The organism is Enterococcus avium, assembly GCF_002891025.1.
Classification (GTDB): domain Bacteria; phylum Bacillota; class Bacilli; order Lactobacillales; family Enterococcaceae; genus Enterococcus_A; species Enterococcus_A avium.
In genome coordinates, this window is the sequence record NZ_NBSL01000003.1 from 1,314,815 (window position 1) to 1,340,854 (window position 26,040).

The 26,040-nt window shown below is 36.9% G+C and carries 22 protein-coding genes and 4 pseudogenes; 8 read left to right on the forward strand and 18 right to left on the reverse strand.

The window, feature by feature from the left end; all coding sequences use genetic code 11:
• Positions 1–7: 7 nt before the first annotated feature.
• From AUF14_RS23285 to srlA, 8 genes and pseudogenes are all read right to left on the reverse strand, one after another.
• Positions 8–100, reverse strand: a pseudogene (locus tag AUF14_RS23285) (hypothetical protein); the annotation flags it as partial.
• Positions 101–137: 37 nt separating this feature from the next.
• Positions 138–494, reverse strand: coding sequence for a PTS glucitol/sorbitol transporter subunit IIA (locus AUF14_RS21955; RefSeq protein WP_016178019.1), 357 nt, complete (start codon positions 492–494; stop codon positions 138–140).
• A 33-nt stretch (positions 495–527) separates the two neighbouring features.
• Complete coding sequence (locus AUF14_RS21960) at positions 528–1,775, reverse strand: NAD(P)H-dependent oxidoreductase (RefSeq protein WP_070504633.1); 1,248 nt, start codon at positions 1,773–1,775, stop codon at positions 528–530.
• A complete protein-coding gene (locus tag AUF14_RS21965; protein ID WP_070504631.1) occupies positions 1,772–2,170 on the reverse strand; it encodes a transcriptional regulator GutM in 399 nt (132 codons plus the stop codon). The genes AUF14_RS21960 and AUF14_RS21965 overlap by 4 nt, the downstream gene beginning before the upstream one ends.
• 18 nt (positions 2,171–2,188) lie before the next feature.
• Positions 2,189–3,184 (reverse strand): 2-hydroxyacid dehydrogenase, encoded by a 996-nt coding sequence (locus AUF14_RS21970; protein WP_070504629.1) that lies wholly within the window; start codon positions 3,182–3,184, stop codon positions 2,189–2,191.
• Positions 3,185–3,202: 18 nt separating this feature from the next.
• The gene (locus AUF14_RS21975) at positions 3,203–4,258 is read right to left on the reverse strand and encodes a zinc-dependent alcohol dehydrogenase (protein ID WP_070504627.1); all 1,056 of its coding nucleotides are present in this window, start codon (positions 4,256–4,258) and stop codon (positions 3,203–3,205) included.
• A gap of 21 nt (positions 4,259–4,279) precedes the next feature.
• A complete protein-coding gene (srlE, locus tag AUF14_RS21980; protein WP_070504624.1) occupies positions 4,280–5,296 on the reverse strand; it encodes a PTS glucitol/sorbitol transporter subunit IIB in 1,017 nt (338 codons plus the stop codon).
• Positions 5,297–5,317: 21 nt separating this feature from the next.
• Positions 5,318–5,851 (reverse strand): PTS glucitol/sorbitol transporter subunit IIC, encoded by a 534-nt coding sequence (srlA, locus tag AUF14_RS21985; RefSeq protein ID WP_070504621.1) that lies wholly within the window; start codon positions 5,849–5,851, stop codon positions 5,318–5,320.
• A gap of 201 nt (positions 5,852–6,052) precedes the next feature.
• Here srlA and AUF14_RS21990 point away from each other — a divergent pair, with 201 nt between their 5' ends.
• The 5 genes and pseudogenes from AUF14_RS21990 to AUF14_RS23320 all read left to right on the forward strand — a co-directional run bounded on the left by AUF14_RS21990 (position 6,053) and on the right by AUF14_RS23320 (position 11,903).
• Complete coding sequence (locus AUF14_RS21990) at positions 6,053–7,000, forward strand: sugar-binding transcriptional regulator (protein ID WP_070504618.1); 948 nt, start codon at positions 6,053–6,055, stop codon at positions 6,998–7,000.
• 310 nt (positions 7,001–7,310) lie between these two features.
• Positions 7,311–8,460, forward strand: a pseudogene (locus AUF14_RS21995) (IS3 family transposase).
• Between the two features lie 1,602 nt (positions 8,461–10,062).
• Positions 10,063–10,260, forward strand: a complete 198-nt coding sequence (locus tag AUF14_RS22005) for a helix-turn-helix transcriptional regulator (RefSeq protein WP_305366983.1) — start codon at positions 10,063–10,065, stop codon at positions 10,258–10,260.
• Positions 10,261–10,264: 4 nt separating this feature from the next.
• The gene (locus tag AUF14_RS22010) at positions 10,265–10,732 is read left to right on the forward strand and encodes a DUF6773 family protein (RefSeq protein ID WP_070504612.1); all 468 of its coding nucleotides are present in this window, start codon (positions 10,265–10,267) and stop codon (positions 10,730–10,732) included.
• A 195-nt stretch (positions 10,733–10,927) separates the two neighbouring features.
• A pseudogene (locus tag AUF14_RS23320) lies at positions 10,928–11,903 on the forward strand (IS30 family transposase).
• A 282-nt stretch (positions 11,904–12,185) separates the two neighbouring features.
• On the opposite strand, the gene AUF14_RS22020 reads toward AUF14_RS23320, so the two are convergent.
• From AUF14_RS22020 to AUF14_RS22055, 8 genes are read right to left on the reverse strand one after another with little or no spacing between them, the layout of a single operon-like run.
• Entirely contained in the window at positions 12,186–13,037 is an 852-nt protein-coding gene (locus AUF14_RS22020; RefSeq protein ID WP_102866647.1) for a formylglycine-generating enzyme family protein, read from the reverse strand.
• A gap of 15 nt (positions 13,038–13,052) precedes the next feature.
• On the reverse strand, positions 13,053–13,829 hold the full coding sequence (locus tag AUF14_RS22025; RefSeq protein ID WP_070504606.1) for a sulfite exporter TauE/SafE family protein: 777 nt from the start codon (positions 13,827–13,829) through the stop codon (positions 13,053–13,055).
• The gene (locus tag AUF14_RS22030; RefSeq protein WP_070504603.1) at positions 13,826–14,941 is read right to left on the reverse strand and encodes a radical SAM/SPASM domain-containing protein; all 1,116 of its coding nucleotides are present in this window, start codon (positions 14,939–14,941) and stop codon (positions 13,826–13,828) included. The genes AUF14_RS22025 and AUF14_RS22030 overlap by 4 nt, the downstream gene beginning before the upstream one ends.
• 17 nt (positions 14,942–14,958) lie before the next feature.
• On the reverse strand, positions 14,959–16,518 hold the full coding sequence (locus tag AUF14_RS22035; RefSeq protein WP_192935270.1) for a PHP domain-containing protein: 1,560 nt from the start codon (positions 16,516–16,518) through the stop codon (positions 14,959–14,961).
• Positions 16,519–17,337 (reverse strand): PTS system mannose/fructose/sorbose family transporter subunit IID, encoded by an 819-nt coding sequence (locus AUF14_RS22040; protein ID WP_070504600.1) that lies wholly within the window; start codon positions 17,335–17,337, stop codon positions 16,519–16,521.
• Entirely contained in the window at positions 17,327–18,157 is an 831-nt protein-coding gene (locus tag AUF14_RS22045; RefSeq protein ID WP_070504597.1) for a PTS mannose/fructose/sorbose/N-acetylgalactosamine transporter subunit IIC, read from the reverse strand. The genes AUF14_RS22040 and AUF14_RS22045 overlap by 11 nt, the downstream gene beginning before the upstream one ends.
• An 18-nt stretch (positions 18,158–18,175) precedes the next feature.
• A complete protein-coding gene (locus AUF14_RS22050; protein WP_083291838.1) occupies positions 18,176–19,096 on the reverse strand; it encodes a PTS mannose/fructose/sorbose transporter subunit IIAB in 921 nt (306 codons plus the stop codon).
• 15 nt (positions 19,097–19,111) lie between these two features.
• Positions 19,112–20,473, reverse strand: a complete 1,362-nt coding sequence (locus AUF14_RS22055) for a sulfatase family protein (protein WP_070504594.1) — start codon at positions 20,471–20,473, stop codon at positions 19,112–19,114.
• 202 nt (positions 20,474–20,675) lie between these two features.
• Between AUF14_RS22055 and AUF14_RS22060 the strand changes: the two genes are divergently transcribed.
• Positions 20,676–21,395, forward strand: a complete 720-nt coding sequence (locus AUF14_RS22060) for a GntR family transcriptional regulator (protein WP_102866648.1) — start codon at positions 20,676–20,678, stop codon at positions 21,393–21,395.
• 300 nt (positions 21,396–21,695) lie between these two features.
• Complete coding sequence (locus tag AUF14_RS22065; protein WP_083291837.1) at positions 21,696–21,941, forward strand: DDE-type integrase/transposase/recombinase; 246 nt, start codon at positions 21,696–21,698, stop codon at positions 21,939–21,941.
• A gap of 969 nt (positions 21,942–22,910) precedes the next feature.
• Here the strand turns inward: AUF14_RS22065 and AUF14_RS22075 are convergent.
• Positions 22,911–23,795: a V-type ATP synthase subunit I domain-containing protein gene (locus AUF14_RS22075; RefSeq protein ID WP_070504588.1), complete on the reverse strand. Its 885-nt coding sequence runs from the start codon at positions 23,793–23,795 to the stop codon at positions 22,911–22,913.
• An 85-nt stretch (positions 23,796–23,880) separates the two neighbouring features.
• The gene (locus AUF14_RS22080) at positions 23,881–24,081 is read right to left on the reverse strand and encodes a hypothetical protein (RefSeq protein ID WP_070504585.1); all 201 of its coding nucleotides are present in this window, start codon (positions 24,079–24,081) and stop codon (positions 23,881–23,883) included.
• A 570-nt stretch (positions 24,082–24,651) separates the two neighbouring features.
• Here AUF14_RS22080 and AUF14_RS22085 point away from each other — a divergent pair.
• Positions 24,652–26,031: pseudogene (locus AUF14_RS22085) on the forward strand (IS1182-like element ISEfa7 family transposase).
• The last annotated feature ends 9 nt before the right edge of the window (positions 26,032–26,040 follow it).

Consider the following 26,040-nt stretch of genomic DNA (forward strand, 5'->3'; position numbering starts at 1 on the left):
GGGAAACGCCAATTATCTTAGCGATTTGAGCTTGTGTCAGTCCATCCTCGTAGTATAAGCAAGCAATTTTTATAATATTTTTTTCTTCAAAAGTATTCATAATTCCCTTCCTTTACTATGGATTAACTGATTTTGAACTATTCAAATGAGATTTCATCTCCGACAGTTAATACTGGAAATACCTTTGGTTCGACTAAAATTGCACCAGGCAGAATTTCATTATTTTCCCCATCTCTAAAATAGATAGAAATATGTCCTAGTGACTCAAAATTTGGATTCGCCTCTTCACCCACATCAAGAATACGATATTCCTGTTCTCCAATAGTCAACCGTCCGTTCTTCTGGATTACGTCTTTCGGTTCTTCCGAACTTTCATGAATGACACAGATGTCTCTCAGTTCTGCCATTGCTTGCGGACCGAATAAGACTAATAGAAATTCTTCTGCGAAATCCTCAACGATCGGACCGATTTCTATGATTTTTGTTTTGTACATAATCAGACTCCTAACTCGTCTTAAAATAGATTTCTATGCAAAAGTTTCATCTTGTAATTTACGCAATTTGTAAACAGTCGTTGATTCGTCTAACTCAATATCATCGATCGTCAAAAAGGCGCCATCTTTAATGTCACGTTTGGCAACTGAAGTCCCGCCGACTAAACCAATTGGCACGTTACCGTTTTTCTTCATATCAGCATGTGTTTCTAACACACCGCGAACACAATACCCGCCGATGCCATCGATTTTTTCACCTGCTTTAATATCACGTTTTGCCACTGCAACAGTTTCGGAAATTGGTGCACCTAAAGGAACGATGGCTGTATCATGTTCTAAGACTGCTCGCGCGATAGTTAATGGTGTTTCCAAGCTGCACAGGTGATACGGACGGAATAAGATATGATGATCACGCTCGCCTTTTTTCAATAAATAGTTTAGCTCGTGCTGAACGCCTTCATTTTGTCCTTTCACGATACAGAAGATTCCTGGAGCAATCCCATCAACATATTCGACAACGCCAAAGCTATTTAAAACGCCGCCGTTTTCTTTCAAGTTTAATTTTTCGACTGTTCCGTCTAAGTCCGCTGAGATTCCATGCATCCCCACAACATCTGGAACGTAGCCAATCGCATTAGACAAGAGGTTCATTTCAGCCATTGTTTTAGTCCCATCCTGGAATGCGGCCAGCATGTGGCTGTTCATCCCTTTGGAGTCTGCTTCTGCCTGGGCAGTATCTGGATTCGCGCTTACTTTTAAGGCATTGTTTTTTCCTTTGCCGGCTACAAGGACTTCCATCCCCATACTTTTGGCAAATTCATACATTTGAACGGTTGCAGCAGGTTCATCGCCATCTGAACCAGTGTAAATAAGATCAGCGGCATCGTATAGTTTCTTCATTAAAGGTCCCACAGTAATATCGATTTCTACATTTAAGAGCACTAAATGTTTCTTCGCAATCAGCGTTTCCAATGAGATTTTCGCTCCTGCTTCTGGAACACCCGTCGCATCGACAATCACTTCAACATTTGGTGAATGAACAATTTCCTTGAAGTCTGTACTCGTCAAAATATTTACCTTTTCAGCAGCACTAGCATTGTAAGCATCTGACGCTCTTTTTGCTGCATCTAAATTAATGTCGCTGATTCCTGCAACGATCATACCTGGAATCGTCGAGATTTGTGAAACTATGCCGTAACCCATTTGCCCTGCACCAATTACTCCAACCTTGATTGGCGCGCCATTTTGTTCTCTTTCTAACAATTTTCCATATAAAGTCATGTTCTTTCCTCCAATGTTTTCTTTGTTTTTATTTCATTTTTAATGAAATCGATTGATTGTTTTAACGCTTCTTCATGTTTCACCTTTAAAACAGCTTCCGGAATCATATCAATGCGATGCTTTTCTACAGCTGAATAGCGCTTGAACTTCGCAAAGATCGTCAATCCAGTCATTACTTGACATTCTTCAATCACGCCGTCTGGATTCGCCACCATCAAAACAATACTTCTTGCTTTGAACCTGCTTTGAGACATCCCAATCCCTAAAAAACCTTGATTGTTCTCTTTTACGATATTGTCGACTGTCTTTTTATAGTAGTTTGAATGTCTCATTGATGTGAACACATTGAGCGCCAGCAACAGAACCACCAGCAATGCTAAGCGAAGTTCAGCCATACGTTATTCTCCTATCTCTTATAGATATTCATTCAGGATGCGCTTCGCCAAAATTTTTGGTGAATTCGCAAAGTTCCCAATGGTAGATCCCGCGATATGCGGAGTAATCGTTACGTTTTCTAAGGTCAAATATGGATGGTCCGCTGGCAAGGGTTCTTGCTCGAAGACATCGACTGCAGCTCCCGTGATTTCTTTTGTCTGTAACGCTTCGATCAAATCTGTTTCATTGATCAATCCTGAACGGGCACTATTAATCACGACTGCCGACGACTTCATTTTTTTGAAATGCTCTTTATTCAGCATATTTTTTGTTTCAGGCGTTAAACGATAATGCATTGAAATAATATCGGCTTGAGCAACCAACTCATCCAAAGAAACCTGCGTATCTTCGGTTTCTCCAGTGAAATAATCATCAAAGAAAATGATTTTGCCGCCAAATGGTCGGACCAAACTCGCTACCTTTTGCCCAATCGCACCATAACCAACCAAGCCAACAGTTGATTCCTTCAATTCAGGAGCTAACACACCATTTGGATAGTGCTTCTCCCATTCGCCATTACGTAATTTCCGATCCGCGCGAGCAATATTGCGAATCTCAGAAAGCATTAAGCCTACCGCATATTCAGAAACACTCGTTTCGCTTCGTCCAGGTGTATTAAAAACCGTAATCCCTTTTTCTTCAGCGTAGTTTCTATTCACATTTTCAATACCGGCTCTTAAGACTCCAACAAATTTTAGCTTGGTTGCTTTGTCGATCACATTTTTACCGATCGGTGCGAACTGAGTAATGATATATTCGTATTCTTCGATTCCTTCCATTAGATAATCTGGCAAATTAACTGCTTCACTGCCCTGTTTTTCTAATGTAATGTTGTCCTTTTGGAGTGCCTCTAAATCAGCGTGCTGCCACTCCTTCACTTCAACCTCAATACCTTTTTCCTTCAATAAAAGTAACCCGTCACTCATCATTTTCTGATCAATGAATAAATCTGCAATTGCCAAACATTTAGCCATCTAATCTTCTCCTATTCTTTAATTTAAGATTACTGAAACGCGATAGTTTCCTGGTGTGCTTGCTGTTTCAAATGCCTTTTGAATTTCGTCTAATGGAATTTGTGTTTCTACTAGCTTCGAAACATTTACCCTACCGCTATTCAGCATCTCAGCAGCATCAGAAAAATCCTCTAAAGTAGAACCATACGTACCAATCAGTTCCAGCCGCATGTAGTGAACCTTGTTTGGATCAACATCCATTTCAGGAGCAGGATAACCTGCGGCGTACATGGATATTTTTCCGTCTTTTGGTTTGACCATTTGCAGGGCTTGATTATTCGCCGGCGTAGCTCCTACTGCGACAATCACAATGTCGGCTCCTTTGCCATTCGTCAGTTCTTTTACCTTTTGGACTGGATCAACTTCTTTGGGATTGATTACTTCAAAGCCCATTGATTTTGCAATCTCGACCTTCTTCTCCATCAGTTCAGAAACGATGACTCTTGCGCCAAAAGCACGCGCTGTTTCAGCATTTAATAATCCCATTGTGCCTCCGCCGATAACAACAACTGTATCCGTTCCAGATTTCACACGCAGTTTTTTCATATTTTGAATAATAGACGATAACGGCTCTACAAAAGCCGCTTCAGACGGCGACAAATCTGGATTCATTTTGACAAAGCTTTTTGCTTTTCTGACGAAATAATTGGCAAAGCCAAAGATTCCATAGTATTCATCTGAGTAGTTATGACCAAATTGTTTGATATTTTCACACCCAGTCACTTCTCCATGTTTGCATTCATCACAATACCCGCAATAATCGTAAACAACACTCACACGATCACCAACAGCATAGGTGTCGCCTACCGCAGAACCTTTAGCCACGATCGTTCCCGAACATTCGTGACCGCCTGCCATGGGATAGCCTTGATGTTCACGCAAGCCCAGCCATTGTTGATAATCTGTTGTACAGATATTGCACGCATCCTGCTTCACTAGAATTTCATCTGCCAAAAGCTCTGGCATTGGCATTTCTTTTACTTCTGCAACACCTTTTTCTATTAAACATCCAAATTTGATTTTGTCTGGAATCAATTTACTCACCTCTAATTTTTTTTAAAGTCCAAATGACATGAAATAGGCCACAACGACCGCCAATGGACCTGTAATCACACGTGAAAATAAAATTGCTGGAACACCGGTAGAAATCGTATCAGGATCAGCTTCTCCCAAAGTCATTCCAACAGGCGCGAAATCACAACCAACCTGCGAGTTGATCGCAAATAACGCAGGTAACGCATAGTGGGGCGGGATCGTTCCGTTGGCAATTTCTGTCCCGATCAAAAGTCCGATTACCGAAGCAATGACGGCTCCTGGAGCCAACAATGGTGATAGAAATGGCAAACTAGTAATCAGCCCCAGAATTACTAAACCGATCAAGCTTCCCGCTAATGGTGACAAGACCTTCGCAATCAAGTCACCGATGCCAGTATAATTAATGATTCCGATTAAAGTAGCAACAAATGCCATAAACGGTAGAATGTTCGTCATCACTGTATCAATCGTTTCTCGACCTGCTTGGTACATAATATTAATGAAGCTCCCGGCCGCTCGACCGATTTTATCAATAAACCCAATGAAGCCCTTCTTCTCAGTTCCATTACCATTGGATTCGGTTGTTGCCTGTTCCTTAGGCACTTCTTCCACAGTCGAAGTCATCGGTTCTATTTTGATTTCATCAACAACAACTTCTTCAGTACCGTCACCATTGACTAACTCAAGATCATTGATGGTCGTTCCTGAGACAAAGATATCCTCTGTCATAAATTTCGCTAGCGGTCCAGAAGGCGCTTGTAATTTAACATTGACTGTCGGAATCCTCATTCGCGGATAGGTACCGCAACGGGCTGTTCCGCCACAATCAATCACTGCCGCAAGCGTTTCTTCCTTTTCAACTGGATTTTTAAAAGCATCAACGGCTGTTGTTCCCGTTAATTCAGCAATTCTCTCAGCCACCGGATGAATTCCTCCACCTGTAACGCTGATCACATATTGTTTCTTGTGGTCAGGAGTAAGAGTTAATGGGCCGCCCCATCCACCTTTTCCTTTATGAACAATCACTTTTTTACTCATTTTTTCCCCTCCGCGTTCGGTCTAAGCATTGACTGCTTTTTTCTTGTCTCGACTTGATAAAATGGCAACAATTCGTTCGGTGATCACACCGCGAATAAGAATGACTACAAAGCCCGCCAGAAGATATCTCAGCCCTAGTTCACTTTGACTACCAACTTTCGCAAAACCCTGAGCGACTCCTAAATAGACAAAAAGTTCAGCGGCATTCGCATGAGGAAATAGTCCAACAATCGGGTGAACCATGGAGACCGTTGAATCATAATAAGCAGCCTTATGCTCCTCCTTCAAAAATCGACCGAACGTGTAACACATCGGATTTGTCAGGAAAAAACAAGCTAAAAATGGAATTAATGTATATCTTAGAACAAAAAACTTCGTGCACATCTGCATAAATCCGAAAACTCTTTCCTCGCCGATAATCTTGATCAAAGCGTTTACAAAAAGAATCAATGTAATCAGCAGTGGAATGATTCCTGTCAGAAAACCAACAAACGTTTCAGCACCTGCTTGAAACATCCCAATAAAACCGTCTGATAACTTAACTAAAAAATCCATAACCTTCCTCCTGTTGTAGAATTTGATACGCGCGCGCGATTTCATATCATTTGACACAAACCGTGTCATCCGATACGATCGAGTCCATAATAGCAGGTGACACAAAAGATGTCAATTGGGATTTTTATCTTTTTTTTTAATCGATTTTAGTATAAAATCAAATAGAGAACTAAACGGTGTTATTGAAAAGGAGGTTTTACAATGAACAAATCTGAAGAACGAAATTTAATCAAAGTAGCCACTCTTTATTACAAAGAAGGCTTAACACAAGTACAAATATCAAAGAAATTAGGCGTTTCTAGATCACTCATTTCCAAATGGCTAGTCGCTGCAAGAAACCAAGGATTTATCGAGTTTTTCTTTAATAGTGAAGAAGTGTATTCTGTTGAATTAGAAAATAAACTAGAAGAAAAGTTTGGTTTGAAATCTGCAACTGTTATTGATACGAATAATTTATCTGATTCAGAAATAGAAAAAGTTTTGGGCCAAACCGCCGCTCTGGCAATTAAGGGGAAGATTGAAAATGTTCAATCAATCGGGCTCTCTTGGGGGAAATCAATCAAATCATTAGTCACTCAGTTTCCTTTTGAATCCTATTCCGATAAGGTTTTTATTCCACTCATCGGAGGAATGGGGATAAATAATTTTGATATTCATTCCAATCAGCTGTGTTACGAATTCGCACGTAAGACAAGAAGCTCATCAAAATATTTATACACCCCTGCCCTAGTAAGCAATCCCACCATTCGTTCTGAATTTGAAAACAATGAATATATTCGTGAAATTTTAGATGAGGCCAAGCAAGTTGATATGGCAATTGTCAGTATCTCCTCGCCTTACCACATCAACACTATGGAAGAAATTGGCTATATTACCAAAACGGATATTAAGGAGTTGGAGGATTTGCACGTTGTTGGTGACATGAATTCCCGCTTTTTCGATAAGAACGGTATGGAGGTCGACCATGACACCAACACAAATGTCATTGGTATTAGTATTGAGGATCTTAAGAAGATTCCGCAGGTTGTGGCATTGGCGTATCATGAGGATAAATGGTCCGGTGTTTATTATTCTTGTATCAATCATCTGATTACTGATTTAATCACTACAGATGTCATCGCCAAACAAATCCTAAAAGCAGAACTATAACTTATTCCATTCATGTCATGAGGTGCTTCTACAGATGCACCTCTTTTGTTTCTTTTATAGCCAGTTAAACGTACTAAATTTTACAAATTATTTGTTTGGATTAGTCCGAGAAAAAGATGATTGAACCCAATAGGGTAGAGGGAAAATAAGTTCCGCCCTTACCATTGCACCGTACATACGGGTCTCGTATACGGCGCTACATCTGTATTGATTTTACGACTCTCTTAGATAATATTTGAATCGGCTACACTAGACTAGACAGAAAAATAAGGTGTGTAGAATAAATGAAAACACACTGGAGGAAATATTTATGTCAAGACGTCAACGTAGAACCTATTCAAAAGAATTCAAACAACAAGTCGTCTATCTTTATCTTGCAGGTAAGCCACGCGCTAAGATCATTCGAGACTATGAACTAGCTGCCTCTGCTTCCGATAAATGGGTCAAACAAGCTCAAACCACTGGCTCATTTAAGGAAAAAGATAACCTGACTCCAGAATAAGCAGAATTGATTGCGCTTCGGAAGAAAAATAAACATCTTGAAATGGAGAACGACATTTTAAAGCAAGCGGCGCTGATATTCGGACGAAAAGACAGGTAATCAACACTAATCGGCACAAGTATTCTGTATCAGCGATGTGTAAAATTTTATCCATTTCTCGTCAAACTTATTATTATCCAGCAAAGGCGTTCGAAAGCGAAGCTGTGCTAGAATAACTCATTTAAGAAGAATTGGTTCGTAATCGAAAAGCCTACGGCACACGAAAATTGAAGAACTGCTTAGCCAAGCTAGGATTCCAAGTTAGTCGTCGCAGAATCGAGCACATCATGAAACAGCGAGGATTACAATCAACGTATACACTCGCTCGCTTCAACGTGCATTCTTCTACATGCAATGAAGCCGAAACGGCCAACGTATTGGATCGAACGTTTAATTAGAAGCCATCGTTACCGAACTCACCTATGTTCGCGTCGAAAAAAAATGGCATTACATCTGTCTTATTCTTGATTTGTTCAATCGAGAAATTATTGGATACTCTTGTGGAAAGAAGAAAGACGCAGCTTTGGTCAAAGAAGCGTTTCGTCGGATTCCTTATCCCATGACAAATGTACAGCTTTTTCACATGGATCGCGGAAAAGAATTCGACAACCAAACAATTGACGAGATTTTAGACGCCTTTGACATCACGCGCTCGTTGAGTAAAAAAGGGTGTCCGTATGATAACGCAGTTGCGGAATCTACCTATAAATCAGTCAAAGTGGAATTTGTTCATCAATACCAATTCGAGACACTGTCCCACTTACGACTAGAGCTATTTGATTATGTGCACTGGTGGAACAATTTGCAACTACACGGGACACTAGGGTATGAGACACCGAATGCGTTTCGACATCAGAGCTTGGCGAAGCGAACCTTTGATAATGAGCTCAGATGTGATACCGCTGAAGAGGCAGCTTAATTATTTTGAGTTAGTTTCTGCCGAAGAACGTCAGATCCGAGACTGCTGTATGTCTTGGGCAATTGGAACAACAATACCAAGATTCCAAGACACCTTATAATTTTTGTCAAAAAAGTGTTGCCATTCCACAGTTCATATTTACGATAACTCGGCTGACTGATCCTGCATTCAGGACATAAGTCTTTCTTCCCACATGACCATCACGCTATTCTGGCAGATTTTATTACCTCTTTTTCTGTTATAGCGCGTCCATTATCTAGGGTAGTATTGCATTCGTCGCACAGTACAAAGCCTTCGAATCTTATTACACAACCTCCTTCTTTTCAGAATTGCTTTATCTCATATTTAAGTTAATTCCTCCGTTAACTGACTAAAATATTATTCTAAGAAATTAGTAATAAGCGTATAATTGATCCATGAAGGGAGCTACATTACATGAATAAATTGAATAATATTTTTCTATACATTGCTTTACTAAATTTTCTTTCTGCGTTACTTCTAATTTTTAGTTCTGGATATATCACTAAGATCGCTAGCTTTATTTTCCTTATCAACTTCCTAATCAATATGAATTTAGCTACTAAGAAAGCGAACAACGTAATTTAGACTGACTTTGCCACAGTTCTCTGTTTTCTATGCAATCGCTCCAGTTACTGAAACCTTTATAGACTATCAAAGTATTTTCCTTTCATATCATTGATTAATGACTCTCCAATCAAATGACTAATTGAAACATCATTCTCATTATTTAGATCATTAACATTCTGGAATGGCAACACTTTTTATGACAAAAATTATATAGTTTCTACGTCGACATCTTGACATAAAAATTTCTTTCAGTGTGTTTTCATTTATTCTATACACCTTATTTTTTCTGTCTAGTCTAGTGTAACCGATTCACTCAATAAATTTTGATCATTCATCGGAAAAAGCAAAAAAGACACATCAAAAATTTTGATTACTACAGTAAGAAACTCTATTTTAGAACGGCCATAAAGGTATTGTTTCAAGTGGTTTATGAAGAATTATCAAGTTATCGTGAGATTGGTCTTGCCTTTCTAGATCGGCATCTTTGTAAGGAAGTCAGAACTGACTAGATTTATCATAGCTCATTATCCCGTAATCACACGGCATTGAAACAAGAAATCTCAATGAAAATCTTTGTGCAGTTAGCCGCCAAATTTTCCAGACGACAGCCTAATTCAAAAACGATCAATCTCCAGCTGATTGATTCGACATAGAAAATTTTCAAAAACAAGTAAAAACTTGGAAAACTAATCAAAATATTGAATCGGTCAAAGCCAATTGGCAATTTACTACACCAGATGCTCTAACAGAGCTAAAAAGATTGTATCCAATACTTTGTATGGAGTCCCGAATACCAGAATAAAGTGCAACATCCAGCAATTCTCTGTTGGGTGTTTTTGTTATTTATCAATACTATATTTTATTAATCATCAAAGAAATAAAGTGCCTATTGTCTAATAGATAAGCCAATACGTAGCAATTTATATATTACAAAAAGCAATATATGATTTACACAAAGCAATTTATAGATTACAATTGATTTGTTCAATTAAACAACAGGAAAGGATGATTGCCATTTTGAAGAATACTAGATTAAAAATTGCTAGACTTGAATGTAATATGAGTCAAGAAGAATTAGCTAACAGAATCAATGTCACAAGACAGACGATTGGATTGATTGAAGCAGGCAAATATAATCCGACTTTAAAATTGTGTTTGGCTATCTGTAAAACACTAAATAAAACGTTAAATGATTTATTTTGGGAGGAATAGTAATATGAAAAAAATTAGAGATGAACGTGTGTTACAGTTAAATAATAAAATTCAAAGTGAAGCATTTATATTGCTCCTGGGCCTATTAGGATTATCAATATTTATTAAGTCATATGTACTGAATATTTCTACTTCAAATTACATCACTGAATTAATACTTCTAATACTATCAACGGTTTATATCAGTATTAGAAGCTCATTTGTAGGTTTAGATTCATTCGGAAATACTAAAAAGTTCGTTTTACCATTGTCTATTATTAGCGGATTAATAATTGCAATTACTAATGGGATAAAAAATTATTCATTGTATGGAAATAAGTATAATGGACTAACTGATAGACATTTTTTAGCTGTTTTAGTAATTACTTTTATATTCGCAACCGTTTTTGTATATGTCACTATAGGCGTTTTATATTTTATCGATGAATACGGGAAAAAACGTTTGGATAAAAAATTAAACGAAGAAGATTAGTGATACAAATTATATTTTCGTTATAAGGATTATTTCAAGTGATTGTCGCAGCAAGGATTTAAAGTACCTGAATTGTGAAATGAGATTGGTCTACCTACTAACACCTTGTCATTAAGGGATTTGTGGGTAGCAATCTTTGTAATTTACTAGAATAATGGTCTTTTGGATTTATTTTTTTAGATAGGAGTTCATGGAATGTCGTATAACCATTTATCAGCTGAAGAGCGTGGGCAAATAGAAGCGTATCTGAGGGAAGGGATTTCTCAGGCTGAGATAGCTCGCCGATTGGATCGGCATAGATCAACGATCTCTAGAGAAATCAAGCGTGGGGCTGAGCAAAGAAAGAAGAAGAGTCTTGCTAGTTTTCTTATCAAGCAACAAGTGCTGGTAATTTAGCGCGTATTCGCAAGAAAAATTGCGGAACAACTACTAAGGCCACCGTGCATAACACTAAAACTATCATAAAGTATCTTGATATGAAATATTCGCCGGAACACATAGCAAATGCAGTTCGTAATGTAAAGGTTTGTACATCAACAATTTATACCTGGATTTATAAAAAGATCGTTCCTTTCGATATTAAGAAATTACGCGGTCACGGAAAACGCTACAAAATCTAGAATACTGGGAAGCGATTAAAGAGAACCGATCGAGCTTTCTTTGATAGACGCACGTTGGACAACCGACCAGAAGAGGTTCAGTTACGAACGGAGTTCGGCCACTGGGAAGCAGATACTCTGTTGTGTCAAGGTATCGCAGCGTGTGTCTAGCAACGTTCATAGAGCGTAAAACAAGGCCTTATGTAGCAATTAAGATACCCAACAAGACGGGTAGATCTATGATGACAGCAATTAAACGTTTAGTAGAAATGTATCCACATGGTGTGAAATCGATCACATGCGACCGTGGAAGTGAGTTTGTCAATCAGTTTGAAATTGGACTCATTGAAAAAATCTATTATGCCAATCCATGTGCACCACATGAACGTGGATCAAATGAGAACCATAATGGATTACTTAGAGAATATTTCCCAAAACCATCTGATTTTAAAAATATCTCTCAAAATAAAATCGATCAAGCTGTTCAAAGTATGAATTTACGGCCACGAAAACTTTTTAAATGGAAATCACCGCAACACAAGTTTAATTTAGAGTATTCAGAAACTTTCTAGAAACAATCAAAATAGTTTTACATTGTTATAAAAAGAAATAAAACGAACGATAGTTATACTAAAACAATCATATGTTGTACTTACTCCTAACATTCGCCACTTTGTATGGAGTACCAGTAATTCTTTTTATGTTAAGCTATACCTTCTTCTTGTTCATCTCTAGCTATACATGAGAACAAATTAATGAAAAATGTCAAACAACCGAATTCTCTTCGCTAGAAGAATTCGGTTGTGAATAGCTCTAATTAGGTTGATTATAGAAAAAACAATTTAAACATCCAATTATTTTACGCATCTAAACCCTAAATTATTTGCTGCAGACATTCCAGTATTTCCATTTCGGGCAGAAATCCGATATCGTTTGCAATAAGATTCATGACATAGAAAAGATCCCCCGCGCGTAGCATATATTTTATCATCAATTGTTTGATGGTGTGACCAGTAATGTGCACTGCCTTTTTCCTTAAATTCCATCAAATCGATTCGGGCAGGGTTACTGCACCACTCCCAAACATTGCCAACAGGCTGATACATTCCATAATCATTAGCTTCATACCATTTTGCAGGCGCCGTATTTGAAAAACCATCTGCTAATGTATTCATTAGTGGAAAATCCCCTTGCCAGATATTACATTGGTACTTACCATCTTTTAAGAATTCCTTTCCCCAAAAATATTTTTCAAACTCAGTTCCCCCTTTAGCAGCAATTTCCCACTCTGCTTCAGTTGGTAGTCGTTTTCCAGCCCATTGACAATAAGCAACAGCATCATTTCGAGAAACTTGAACAACTGGGTGATCCCACCGATTATCAATTGAAGAATCTGGACCTTCAGGATGAGACCAATCAGCGCCAATCACTGCATACCACCACGCCATATTAGGAACTAATTGACTTTTCATCTTTGTCTCTTCACTCAAAAAATAATGAAAAACAAAAGACCATCCAAACTTTTCTGCTTCGGTAATATAGCCAGTATCTTTAATGAAAGAAGCAAATTCTTTATTGGTTACCGTTGTTTCATCAATCATAAATGCAGGATGTTGGATAGTAATTTTCGGCCCCTCATTATCTGTAGAAAACCCATCTGGTTGATTTGTTCCGATTTGATACGTTCCTTTTGGAATAGTAATCATCCTGTTCCCTTCTTTCTATAATAAGTAGTAGCCATTATAAAGATTTATGAATAGCACAAGAAGAACTACGCCTTGAAAAACGATAGTCACCTTCTCTGGTGATAATATCTTGCTGAATTTAGCTCCTAACAATCCACCAATAACTGCTGCTGGAATCACAAACCACAATATTGTTAAGTCATAACGACTAAATCCTGTCGTTAGAGCAATTGTAAGCAATTTAGCAAACTGTGAAAAGAAAATCGTACAAATAGAATAAACAGTTGCTTCTTTAATAGGTAATGAGAACAACAGCATAAGTAATGAAACATTTATTGGTCCACCGCCAATACCTAATAAACTAGCTAAAAATCCTAGCATTAACCCACAAATAAAATACCAAATAACATGGGTTAATTTGAAATTCTTCCAGTTGTACTTTGTATACACAAAAGCAAAAATCAAGGTAATCACTGTCAGTACGATTTGAATCAGTTGTACGATATCTTTATTCCCAAACCAATTTAGACAAGCTTCAAATGCTAGATTTCCTAAAATTCCTCCTAGTACTGCACCAACAGATACCCAACTGACAATTTGCCAATTAAATTTACGGCCACTAGTTAATTGGCGCATAGTAGAAACAACAGACATCGTAAAAACCGCGGTGGCAGAATAAAAGGAAATTGCGGCCACATCATGTGCACCAATGAAATCAAAAACAGGTTTGATTATTACACCACCACCCATACCAGACACGGCACCAATGGTATTGGCAATAACAATCACAAAAAAGTAAATCAAACCAATCATACTTTCACTCCCTGTAGTAGAGATAAAATTTCAGGCATTTCAGGGATAAATCCTTCGAGAAGCTTTTTATATCCGCAAAAGTTTGTTTGTTTGTTGATATACATCGCATCGTTCATTCGTTTGCAACCACCATTACAAATATCCTTAAAAGGACAAGTTAGACACTTTTCAGGTAAATTATTTTTAGAACACAAAAAGCTTGAGGTAATTGGTGCTTCAAATATCTCTCTTAGAGTATTTTCTTGAATATTGCCCATACGATATTCATCTAAAACAAAGAAGTCACAAGGATAAACACTACCGTCAGCTTCTATCACATACTGAACCCTACAATTCCCCATAATACCGCAGGCTGTTAATTGTTGACGTACTAACAAGTTGATAATATCATCAAACAATTTAATGCTACGATACTTTCCTTTTTTTAAGTCTGATAGCCATAGTTGTAGTAATGTCAGATAAAAATTAGCAAAGCTTTCAGGGGTTAATGCGTATTCTCCCCTTTCAACAGCATCTAAATCATCTAAACAAGGAATAAATTGAATGTAATTCACTTCTTCAGAAACTATAAAATCATACACTTTTTGAGCTTCGAATGAGAGTTGTTCGGTGAGAACGCAAAGAATATTATATTCAATCTGATAATCATCAAACAAATGCTTTGTTTCCAATACTTTTTGAAAAGTACCCCTTTGACGATGGTCTAGTCGATTTTGATTATGAATTGCTGGATGCCCATCAATTGACAGGCCAACCAAAAAATCATTCTTCAATAAAAACTGAGACCAGATCTCATTGATTAACATTCCATTAGTCTGCAGAGCATAATGTACAGTTACAACTTTTTCTTGTTGTTTTACATAAGATACAAAATGCTGAAAATATGACAAACCAGCTAATGTCGGTTCTCCTCCCTGGAAAGCAAAGGTCAGTTCGTCACCATCTTCAAGATCGATAAAAATATTATCGATCATTTTTTCTGTTACTTCCGGCTTCATTTTTCCATAAGAGCGTACTTCTCGCAATGAGCTTACATTTGCATAAAAGCAATATTTACATCTCAAATTACACAATGCTGAAGCCGGTTTGATCATTACTGAGATGTGTTTCATTTTAACACCACTTCAAATTATTTTTGCTTTACCCAAATTGGTGAACCCCAAGCAGTCTGTCCATCACCTTGAATAGCTTTCACAAAATAACTGACTTCTTCTGGTTCAGGTTTAATTTCAAAACTAGTAACTATATCATATTCATCCTCACTAGCACCTTGGTATACTTTTACTTTATAGGCATTATGATACCAACTATCGCTACGATAGTACTCTTCTAGACCAGCCCGGTCTTTCATCAAAGCTTTTGCTTCTTCTTCAAAGACAATCAATTGACTCCCATTTAATAGTTCGGCTACAGTATAGACTTGCTCTTTATCAGCAATTTCTAAACAAACTTCTGATTCCAATTTAGCTTCAATTTCAAAAATGAATCCTTCTGTACGCATATCAGAATCACGCATCCAATGGTCGCCACCATTTTTTTGTGATTTTGCAGTAAAGGTCACTTCATTATCAGAAACTTGTTCGTAACTATTGTCAAAAGTACTGTAAACTGGTTCAACTGAAATAACTTTCCCGTCAACTTTCAAAGATCCATTCCAAATTTTTTCAGTAAACTCAGGGAAAAATTTAATATTTGGACCCCATCCACATTCAATACGGAACTTCATTCTAACGGGTTTAGACAGCTCAATATTCTTTTTACTCTTCACTAAATGAATCGCATCTAACTCGCCGTTTCGATAGAGTTCTATTCGTTCCACTGCATTATTGGCATGAATTTTTGTATCCAATGTTACCTGCTCTTTTGTTGTTTCAATTCGACTTCCCATAGGAGCCGCTTCACATTCTGTCCAAACACTGATTTTTGAATCAGTAAATCCATAAACCCTTCTGTTGACAAACGCATCCCACAGACTTTCTTTAGAATATCCATCTGCCCAAATCCCTGCACGTCCATACTTAACCATGGCGGGAACCTCATGGTTATCCCCAGAAGCAATGATTCCAAAGTGATATCCTTGTTTAATTCCAGAAATAACTGAGGTAGCATCTACTCTAGGACCCATATGAATATGCCGATCCATAGCTAGGTTCGTCCTGTCTTTTTCAGAACTTCCGTGATGGGAGTAAGTCTCTACAAAAGGCGAGAAAACTTCATCATGGGTAGCCCAATTTTTCCCACGATTCCCTAATGAATAGGCTAGATGATGAGGAATCCCAATTACAGACTCATCTTTAAAATACTGTACTAATTGTTTGTATCTAGGCAGAAGCTGAATATCAGCTTGGTCATCATTTTTAAAATAAATATTGTGGTCACCATCTTCGCCAGTTCCTTGCCATTCATAACCGATAAAACTAATGTATTCATCTGTTTCATTTTGATGGCTAAGATAATCTTTAATATATTTCCACTGTTCATTCATTTCTTCTGGACTAATTTCTTCCTCTGCTCTAAATCCTCCCGGGCAGTCAATCATGTGGTAAGGATAGTAAGCTAGGGTGAAGAAATCCACTACTTTTTTACTATGTTGATACCACTTAGATAGCAAATCAATTTGATCTGGATGTAAATTTAAATGCAAATCAGTAATATAATCTTGATATTTTCCAATTTTTTCTCTTTTCAATTACATAATCCCCAATCCAACCATCACTGCAGCAAATGCTAAAATTCCAAGCAGCAATTTATTTGTTGTCCATCCTTTTTTATCAACCAAAAGATAGCTAACTAAAGCTACAACTAATGGCACAAGGTTTGGCATAATCTTATCAAGTATTTCTTGGATATTGATGGACATATCACCAGAAACATATTTAAAAGAAATCGGAGCTTGAATGGTACTTGAAGCTACTCCACCTATAACAATTAGCCCGATCATTGTTAATGCTGTGGTAATTTTTACCTTCATTTCTTCATTAGTCAAAACTTTCACAGCATCTAATCCGAGAGAATAACCTTTCACGAACAACCAATATTTCATAGTAACAACAATCGCTAACCATGAAATTAAAAAGGTCAAAGGTCCTATCGCAGAACCATTCGTAGATAAACCAATTCCTATACTCAATAAAATTGGATTCAAAGTACCAACTAAAATTGAGTCTCCAATACCTGCTAAAGGCCCCATTAGAGCATTTTTAGTACTAGTTAAAATGTCTACATCAAAGGTTTCATCATTTGCATAAGTTTCTTCCAGTGCCAGTGAAATTCCTGGAATAATCGATCCTAATTGAGGTTCTGTATTAAAAAAGGATAAGTTTCGTTTTAAAGCAGCTCGTAATCCCTCTTTATCATCTTTGTATAATTTTTCTAAAGATCCAGATAAAGCATGTGCAAAACCTGTTCCCATCATTCGTTCGTAATTATGAGAGCTTAAAGCAAAAAACATCCAACGCCATGAAGCTTTTGATACGTCTTTTTTATTTAATTTAACATTATTCTTCATAATTTCCCTCCTCGTCTTGATACACAGTTTCTGATACATTATTTTCAGTCACAGCGCCTTTACTCCCATAATTTTTACCGTAACGAGCCATAACATACACTAATGAAAATGCTATTGCGATAAATACTAATGTCGTAGTAGTAATTTGGAAAGATGAAGCAAAGACCCAGCCAAAGATAAACAAGAAAATCATCCATTTTTCTTCAATAATTTGTTTCAATAAAATAGCAAAACCTAATGCTGGTAACATGCGACCACCTACCTGTAAAAAATTGAGAACAATGTCAGGTAGCGCATTTAATAATTTTTCTGCAAACGGTGCACCAAAATAACAAGTTAAGCTAACAATTAAAAAACGTTCAGCAAATGATACCGATGTTCCCATGATATTCGAGATTCTAACTCCACGAGCATCTGCTTTTTCTGCATAACGATCAGCCCGATGTGCAAATGCAGCTTGTATCGTCATCGTAAAATTGTGCAAGGCAACACCTAATGCTCCTAGCGGAACTGCAAAAGCTACAGCTGTTTCCGCACTACCACTTGCAGCAATTGCTAAGGGGATACCGATAAAACCTGCTAAATTTAAATCCGAAGGGACTGCTCCTCCAGGTGTAATCTGTCCAATAAAAATAGCCTGAACTGCTACCCCAGCAAGAACACCCGCTTTAACATCTCCTAAAATTAGACCACAAATCAATCCGGCTACCAATGGTCTACCAATTCCATACCATCCACCAGTAGTACCAAATAACCACGGGACTTGATTACGTCCTAAATAAGCAAATAATCCAATTAATACCGCTTGCCATAAAGCCATTTTTATTCCTCCTAAAAATTATTTATTGATAATTGCATCAAAGTCGGTCTTAGCATCATTTGGCACCATTTGTGCTGTAAAGTGTGTCCCCTCATTAATCAATCCTTTAATTATTTCTACCTCTTCGTCTGTTAAATGAATCGTTTTTCGATAAGATTTGGTGCCGGGTCGATTAGGAACATTTCCCATATTTACTTCTTTGAACCAGAAATCTTTTTCTTGTAAAGTTTTGAGTGTCTCAATACGTTGTATAATTATTAATAAGGACTCTCCTGGATAAGAATTTGGATTTTCCAAGCGTTCTACAGCCTTATCTGTAGATAAGATTGACAATTTAACAGAGTTTGGTTTTGCCATTTTTAAGGCCATTTTTTGCATTTCATCTTTTACAGAAATATCATCAATAACCAAAATGCGGTCGATTTCAAGTTTTGGTGTCCAAGCAGTTGCTACTTGTCCATGTATTCCACGAGCATCGACTCTAACATTTTTAATTTTATAAGGACTGTCTGGCTTAGCTGTTTTTTTAGGTGTTTGATTTAAATTATTAGTAGGTAAAATTTCTGGCTTTTTCACATCGGAAATCCCATTTACCCCTTCAGCAATAATCATCTCATTGGATAAGTCCTCCCCAATAACCGCCGTAATCACCATTGGCAAGTTCATCCCAGTAATAATTTGTACACGGTCATCTGAAAAACACTTTTCAATCACACCATTACAAGGAGAACCACCTAGTAAGTCAGCAAAAAATAAAACTGAACTAAATTTTTCTAAATCTTTATCTAAGATGGAAAGTTTTTCTTGAAACTGCTCTTTACCATCATCGGGTGAAAGTGAGACCGCAAAGATATTGTCCATTTGTCCAACAATCATACTTACCGATTGCTTCATACCCAAAGGTAGCTCGCCATGCCCTACAAAAACGATTGCTTTCATTTACTTTCTTCCTCTCTATTGACCAATGCTGTCATAATCATCAGAATTTTTAGATCCCGCAGAATATGAGTCTCGCTTATTTACTTTCCATTCTGAACGTATTTCAATAGGACCATTCAAAAGTGGATCATTGGTTTTTTCCATAAAATTATCCAGTTTTTCACGCATATATGCTAACTCTTTTTGATAATTTTCATTGTGAACTAAGTTATTTTTTTCATAAACATCGTAATATAAATCATACAGACATTCGCTATCTTTTGTAATTTTATCTAAATCATTCTCTGCATAAAATTCTTTAATTGGCGAGTTATCAATATTTGATTTATTTATCTTTAGGTATTCTTCATCAAAGAAACGAATATATTTGAACCGTTTACTTCTAACTGAACGGACTGGTTCGTATGAAGTATGAAAATTTATTTCCCCATAGACTACTTCATCTCCTTCGTATTCTTCACCTTGGAATAGCGTCGCAAAACTTTCACCTTCTAAGTAATCCGGTTGAGGGATTCCAATTAAGTCACACAACGTTGGTATTACATCAATATGTGAGATTAGTCCATCAAAACTCTTCGTTTTCAATTTTGCATTAGGAACACGCATTGACATCAGAACTCCTGTGCCACTATCATTAAGCGTACATTTTTCAAAAGGATAGGCTAAGCCGTGATCAGTGGTCAGCAAGATAATTGTGTTCTCATACAATCCTGCTTGTTTCAAGGCAGAAATAATCATACCGACATTATCATCTGCTGTGCGCAAACTAGTCTTAAATTGAGAAAAATCCTTTCTAGTGATTTCGTTATTAGGTATATTAATCGGCGGCTGTGCATAGTTTGGATTTTCCCCTGGATGGATTTCATCAGGAAATGCTCGATGTGTTGCATGCATACCATATGAAACAAAGAACGGTTTTTCTTGGCTGTAACTAATTAACCAATCTGACAATTTATCAGCATTCTTTTCATCCCAAACCACTAGCTCCTCTTCACTGTATTGTGAATTATCAGTAGTTAAATCTTCTAAGTAACCTAAAGTACCAATAGCCATCTCATGATCAGTATAATAACCAATCTCGTGTTGAACACCACACAATGCGGTATGATAACCATTTTCTAAAAGTAACTTGGCTAAATGTATTTCTCTATTTATTTCAAAACCACGTTGAGCAAGTCCTAACATGCCATTTTGATGTGGAAATGTTCCTGTCAATAATCCAGCTCTGCTAGGTGAACAAGTCGGAGCTACGCTAAATGCATTTTGGAATAGTAAAGAGTCTTCACACAGTTTCTGGTAATTTGGAGTATGCACACCATACCCGTAAGGACTAATTATTCGTCCAGAATCATGAGTATGAATGTAAATAATATTCATTTTACTTTCTCTCCTTCTCAATTTTCTTGTAATATAGCATTCATAGAAAGCGATAACAATATCTTCGGATAAGATTGACACAACAAATCGATTATGTATAATACAAATTATAAAATATTAATACAAATAAACTGGAAACACACTATGTACACAAGTGTATTCCTCGAAATTCATTATTACAAATTTAAGGAGAATCATATTTATGACATCGGAACCTTTATATAAATCTATCTATTATGAGCTAAAAAAGAAGATTGAAGATGGCCTTTATTCAAAGGATGATTATTTACCTACAGAAAACAAATTATCCAAAAAATACAATGTCTCTCGGGTCACTATTCGCCAAGCTATCCAAATGTTAGTGGAAGACGGATACGTTCAAAAAAAACAAGGTAGTGGAACTCATGTAATTTTTCAACCAATAAAAACAGCTATTGATCGTTCATCCAAAATCAAAGCTTTCTCAGACGAAATGCGACGATTGGGTAAGAATCCATCCGCACAAGTACTCAAATTTGAAATGACTACATCCTCTAAATCTCTTTCTGAAGAACTTGAGATTAAGGAAAACGATTTAATATACTACTATGAGCGTACATTATTAGCCGATGATCAGCCTTACTGCTTTGAATATGGTTATATGCCAATCAGCTTGTTTTCTGATTTTTCGATAGCTCATATTACTGGATCGAAAATGAAATATATTGAGAAAGATAAGAAATATAATGTGGCCTACACCCATCAAATCGTTCACGCCATTCTAGCTAACGAGAAATTACACAACATTTTGCAAGTTCCAATAAACTCTCCCTTGTTAGAGGTCACTCATATTGCTTATACAGATGAGACATTACCACTACATAAAACATGTACCATATTTGATTCCACCAAATATCAAGCACATTATATTAAAATAAAATAGATTTTATCACTGTAAAATATCTTCAACGGATTCAGATGTTCATTACCCTCTCTCAAAAGTCTAATGGTAATAATTCAAGATAAGAATTGGAAATATTTTTATTGAATACCTGTTTTGAAACGCACGAAACTAAACCCGATTAAGAATAAATTTTCCTTGGTCGTTCCAAGGATTTGTAACAAGAACAAAGTGTTATTTATTTTCGTGCTCGTTAGTAGCGTGTAAATTTGTGGTGTGTGGTGTTAGGATGATTTAGTGGACACATTTTGACAGAGGACTATAATAACCACTGGAATCGTGATGAGCGCGCTAGTTTCAGCGATTCAAAATCAACAGACGACAGACGTACTGATCATCCAAACAGATCTTGGTTCGCAGTATACGAGCTCCGATTCTGAAAAGGCGCTATGCAAGAACAAGACGACACACTCTTATAGTCGCAAAGGTACAACTTACGACAATTCCTGTATTGAATCGTTTCACGCAGCAATAAAGAAGGAAGAAGTCTATCCAGCAACCTATCATTACTATGAAGAAGTCAGCTAGAACTGTTTCAATATATTGAAAGATGATACAACCGCAAGCGCAATAGCCACTCCCACTTTTTGAACGAATCCACGAGAATTTCTTTTCATGGTTTCAGAGAAGGGGCAAACGTTTTTAGTTTGACGATTGTCTGAAACCATGAAACAACTCGGGAGTGGATTTGTTTCAAAAAACTCTCGATAAATGAGTCCACTTTATTGACACAAATTCACACAGGCTCTTTGATCAAATCAACTGTATATTTGAAATTAATCAACTCAATACGATTACTGTAGATGTTGTAGCGAGAGATAGCTTGTGATTGGGATATAGTAACCCCACTTACTATAGAAAAAGTACGCCATTTAAATCTAAAAGTGACACAATGATTTTCACTTCTTTTTATTTATCTTAAACATTACTTGTTCCGTCTATCTGTTATTTTATGGTAATTCCTCTGTCAATAGTTTCTGACTTCATTTATATATTCCTTATCAAATACACCAAATAATTCATAGTTTTTCTATGCTTTATTTGTAAATACCTAATCACCAAGTACCCACACACAAATAACCTAAGCCCTATAATGGACTTAAGTTATTTGGATATTTATGAACTTGGAAGTTGCTTAGAAACTTTGCGGGACAAGGAGCTGTGACAAAGCGAATCAATCCCAATTTCTTTACAGAGATGCGAGTCTAAAAGGCACGATCAATCTCACGATAACTTGGCAATTATTCATAAACTACGTGAAGCAGTGCTTTTAGAGTCATTAGAAAATCCGATTTCTTTCTGTAATAATCAAAGTTTTTGATGAATCGTTTGGCTTCTTCTGATAAATTATTCAAATTTATCGAGGAAATCCATTTATGAAATGAAGTTTTTTGAGTTAGACTTATCCATGCTTGAGTCCTTTTTATTAGTCTTTGATAAGTCATCCAAGAGTAGTATAAAAGACTTTTTTACGTCTGGATAGCTTTACATCAAGGCTCAGGAAGGTTGAGAGAACTTTGCAACACTAGTGTTTTCAGGTAAAACTATCTCCAGTTTGTCAGCAATTTTTCTAACCCTATTTCTAGTTTCCTCATAAGTGTAATCTAAATTGATTACTCTATAATAGGTTCTACGTGAAATGGCCAACTTACTAATTGCCTGAGATACAGGAATCTGCTTTCTATTTTTATAAATAAGTAACAACCGTTCTATCTGTTTATCCGTTAATTGACTTCCGCCTCGTTTACCACGTAATTCCTCTCGCTTTTTTTCCTTCATTTCCGAAGTTAACTCTTTTTTCTTCCGCCTTTTCTGGTAAATAAATGGTCTTATTTCTTTAAACTCTTTAATAGTGTTCTTCAGATCAATTATCTCCATATTTAACCTATTAATTTTTCTATTGTAAACAAGAGCAGAGTGACTAATTTTTTGATCAATAGCATGCTCTTTTTCCTCAAGATATTTTTTCTTCTTATTAAGTTGATCATTTAAATCCAAATCTCTACGATAGTATTCTAAGTCTTCTTTGCTTATTTTCTCCAACTCTTTTATTCTCTTCTTTGCCCTTTCATACTTTATCTTCAAATTTTGTTTTTCTTTCTCTGACTCTAAATATACACTTTTCAACTTTTCTATTTTTTCTTTTGCTTTCCGATTGTGTTCTTTTAATTTCCCAAATTTCTCTTTATTATCACCAGCAGTTACCCTTAAACGATTAATAGTTTCTTTTTGCCGTTGTGCCTCTTCCTCCCATGAGCGCATTACTATGTAAAGTGCGTCATAATTAGTACCATTTTCTTCTATATCTGCTTCAATTCTTTGGGACAATTCGACTAATAAATCATAGGTACTTTTCTTTCTCAATTTATCCTCATTGCTCATTTATCCCCACTCCTTATTGTAACTTTTATATTAATATAAAAGTTACAATATATATAGTATTAAGTCAATGATTTGTACAAAGTCATCAAGCTGCTCCTTTATTTCTAGCAACTTGACGGCATGCACGATTGAGGTTTCCTCGTTCGAGGATACGCTCAAACAGATTTTCACTATCTTGTCTATTCGTTTCACCATGAAAGGCACTATGCACTCTGTTATATCCTTCATGTTCCATACTAGCTTTCTGACAGTAGTCAGATTTCTCTGTTTTCTGCGTTTGTTGCATCTTTCACACCTCCCTGATTTCCAAGATTGATTATTGTTCAGTCCTTCGTTGCCTATCAGAGTGGCAACTACTATGACCTTGACCTCGGCTGACTTCTCACAATTCACAGAAATGTCGCCATTGCCGTTGCGCCTGCTTGTTATAAATTAACTTACAAAACATCCTTTTGAGACCTCCCCCAGTAAGAAAAAAACTTCCCTCCCATGTAACTGCTGGATTTACTGTATAGGTTTTAAGCAGTATTGGACTTTAGTTTGTTCAGCAACCTTATCCGATCTAATTCAGCCTTATATCCAGTTTCTGTTCGTCAGTTCATGAGTTTGCATCGGACTTCCTTCAGCTACAGCCTCGTGACTGTGCCCCTTGTCTCTCGCTAACAGTTCCAACTGATAAGCCTGTAGTGGACTTTCACCACCCAGTTTTCGCCCATGCGGAGCGCACTGAAAAAACACTTATAAGGTAATTACCTTATAAGTGTTCAGACTGTAGACAAAGTCCATTTTATGGATGATGTCTACAGTCTTTTCTTTTATAATAGATTTATGAAAACGAATGCAAGGAGTGATAGTTATGATGTCTAAAAACAATACGAATGGTAGAAATCAATTTGCGATGCTTACGATTGATGATCTAGTTCCTCAAGATCATCTCGTTCGAAAGATTGATGCCGCGCTTGATTTTGAATTTATTTATCCAATCGTCGAAGCCACTTACTCCGATTTAGGTCGCCCAAGTATCGATCCAGTGATTCTGATCAAATTGGTGTTTATTCAGTATTTATTCGGTATCCGTTCCATGCGACAAACCATTAAGGAAGTCGATACCAATGTCGCTTACCGCTGATTTTTAGGCTATTCCTTCGAGGAGAAAATCCCCCATTTCTCAACTTTTGGAAAGAATTATGTCCGCCGATTTAGAGAAACGACGGTGTTTGAGGATATTTTTGCCTATATTTTAGAACAAGCAGTTAAAGCAGGTTTTGTAACAGAGGATAATTTGTATCTTGATTCTACCCACATCAAAGCTAACGCCAATAAACATAAGTTTACGAAAGAAATGACCCATGATGAAGCGAAAGCCTATCAGGATGAATTAGAAGATGAGATCAATCGTCAACGAATAGAGGCCGGAAAACGCCCTTTTACTTTGGACTTAGAAAAGGAAGTGAAGCTGAAAGAAAGAAAAATAAGTAAGGCTGATCCGGAAAGCGGCTACTACGTCAAAGGCGAACGAGAAAAACAATTTGCTTATTCTGCCCATACTTCATGCGACGACAACGGATTTATTCTTAGCACAATCATCACTCCTGGAAATATTCATGACAGTCAAGTCGCCTTTCAGCTCGTCAAACAATCGAAGAGACTTTTTCCTGAAATCAACTGTGTTGTCGCTGATGCTGGGTATAAGACACCTAAGTTTGTTCACTTTTTGACTCATTTGAACCTTCGACCTTGTTTGCCTTATTCAAGGCCCAAAGGGAAAAAGGGGTTATTATCAAAAAACGAGTTTCTCTATGACGAGTATTATGATTGTTACATTTGTCCGCAAGATCAAATGCTCGCTTTTTCAACGGTTAATCGAGAAGGGTACCGAGAATACAAATCCAATCCAAAAGAATGTGTGAACTGTCCTCTGCTAAACCAATGTACCAAAAGTAAAAATCATCAACGAGTCATCACGAGACATGTTTGGGGAGATCTGATGGATGAAGTGGAACATCTTCGCCTAACGGATCTGAATAAATCAATTTACAAAAAACGGAAACAAACGATTGAACGAATATTTGCGGATGCAAAAGAAAAGCATGGGATGCGTTGGACCAAGTATCGAGGCTTGGAAAAAGTCGCGACGCATACGATGCTAGTGTTTGCTGCAATGAATTTAAAGAAATTAGCCACCTGGCTATGGAAAGGCAAGGAGCCTTTATTTTTTTTAGAGAGTGTAATATAAACCGTGTAA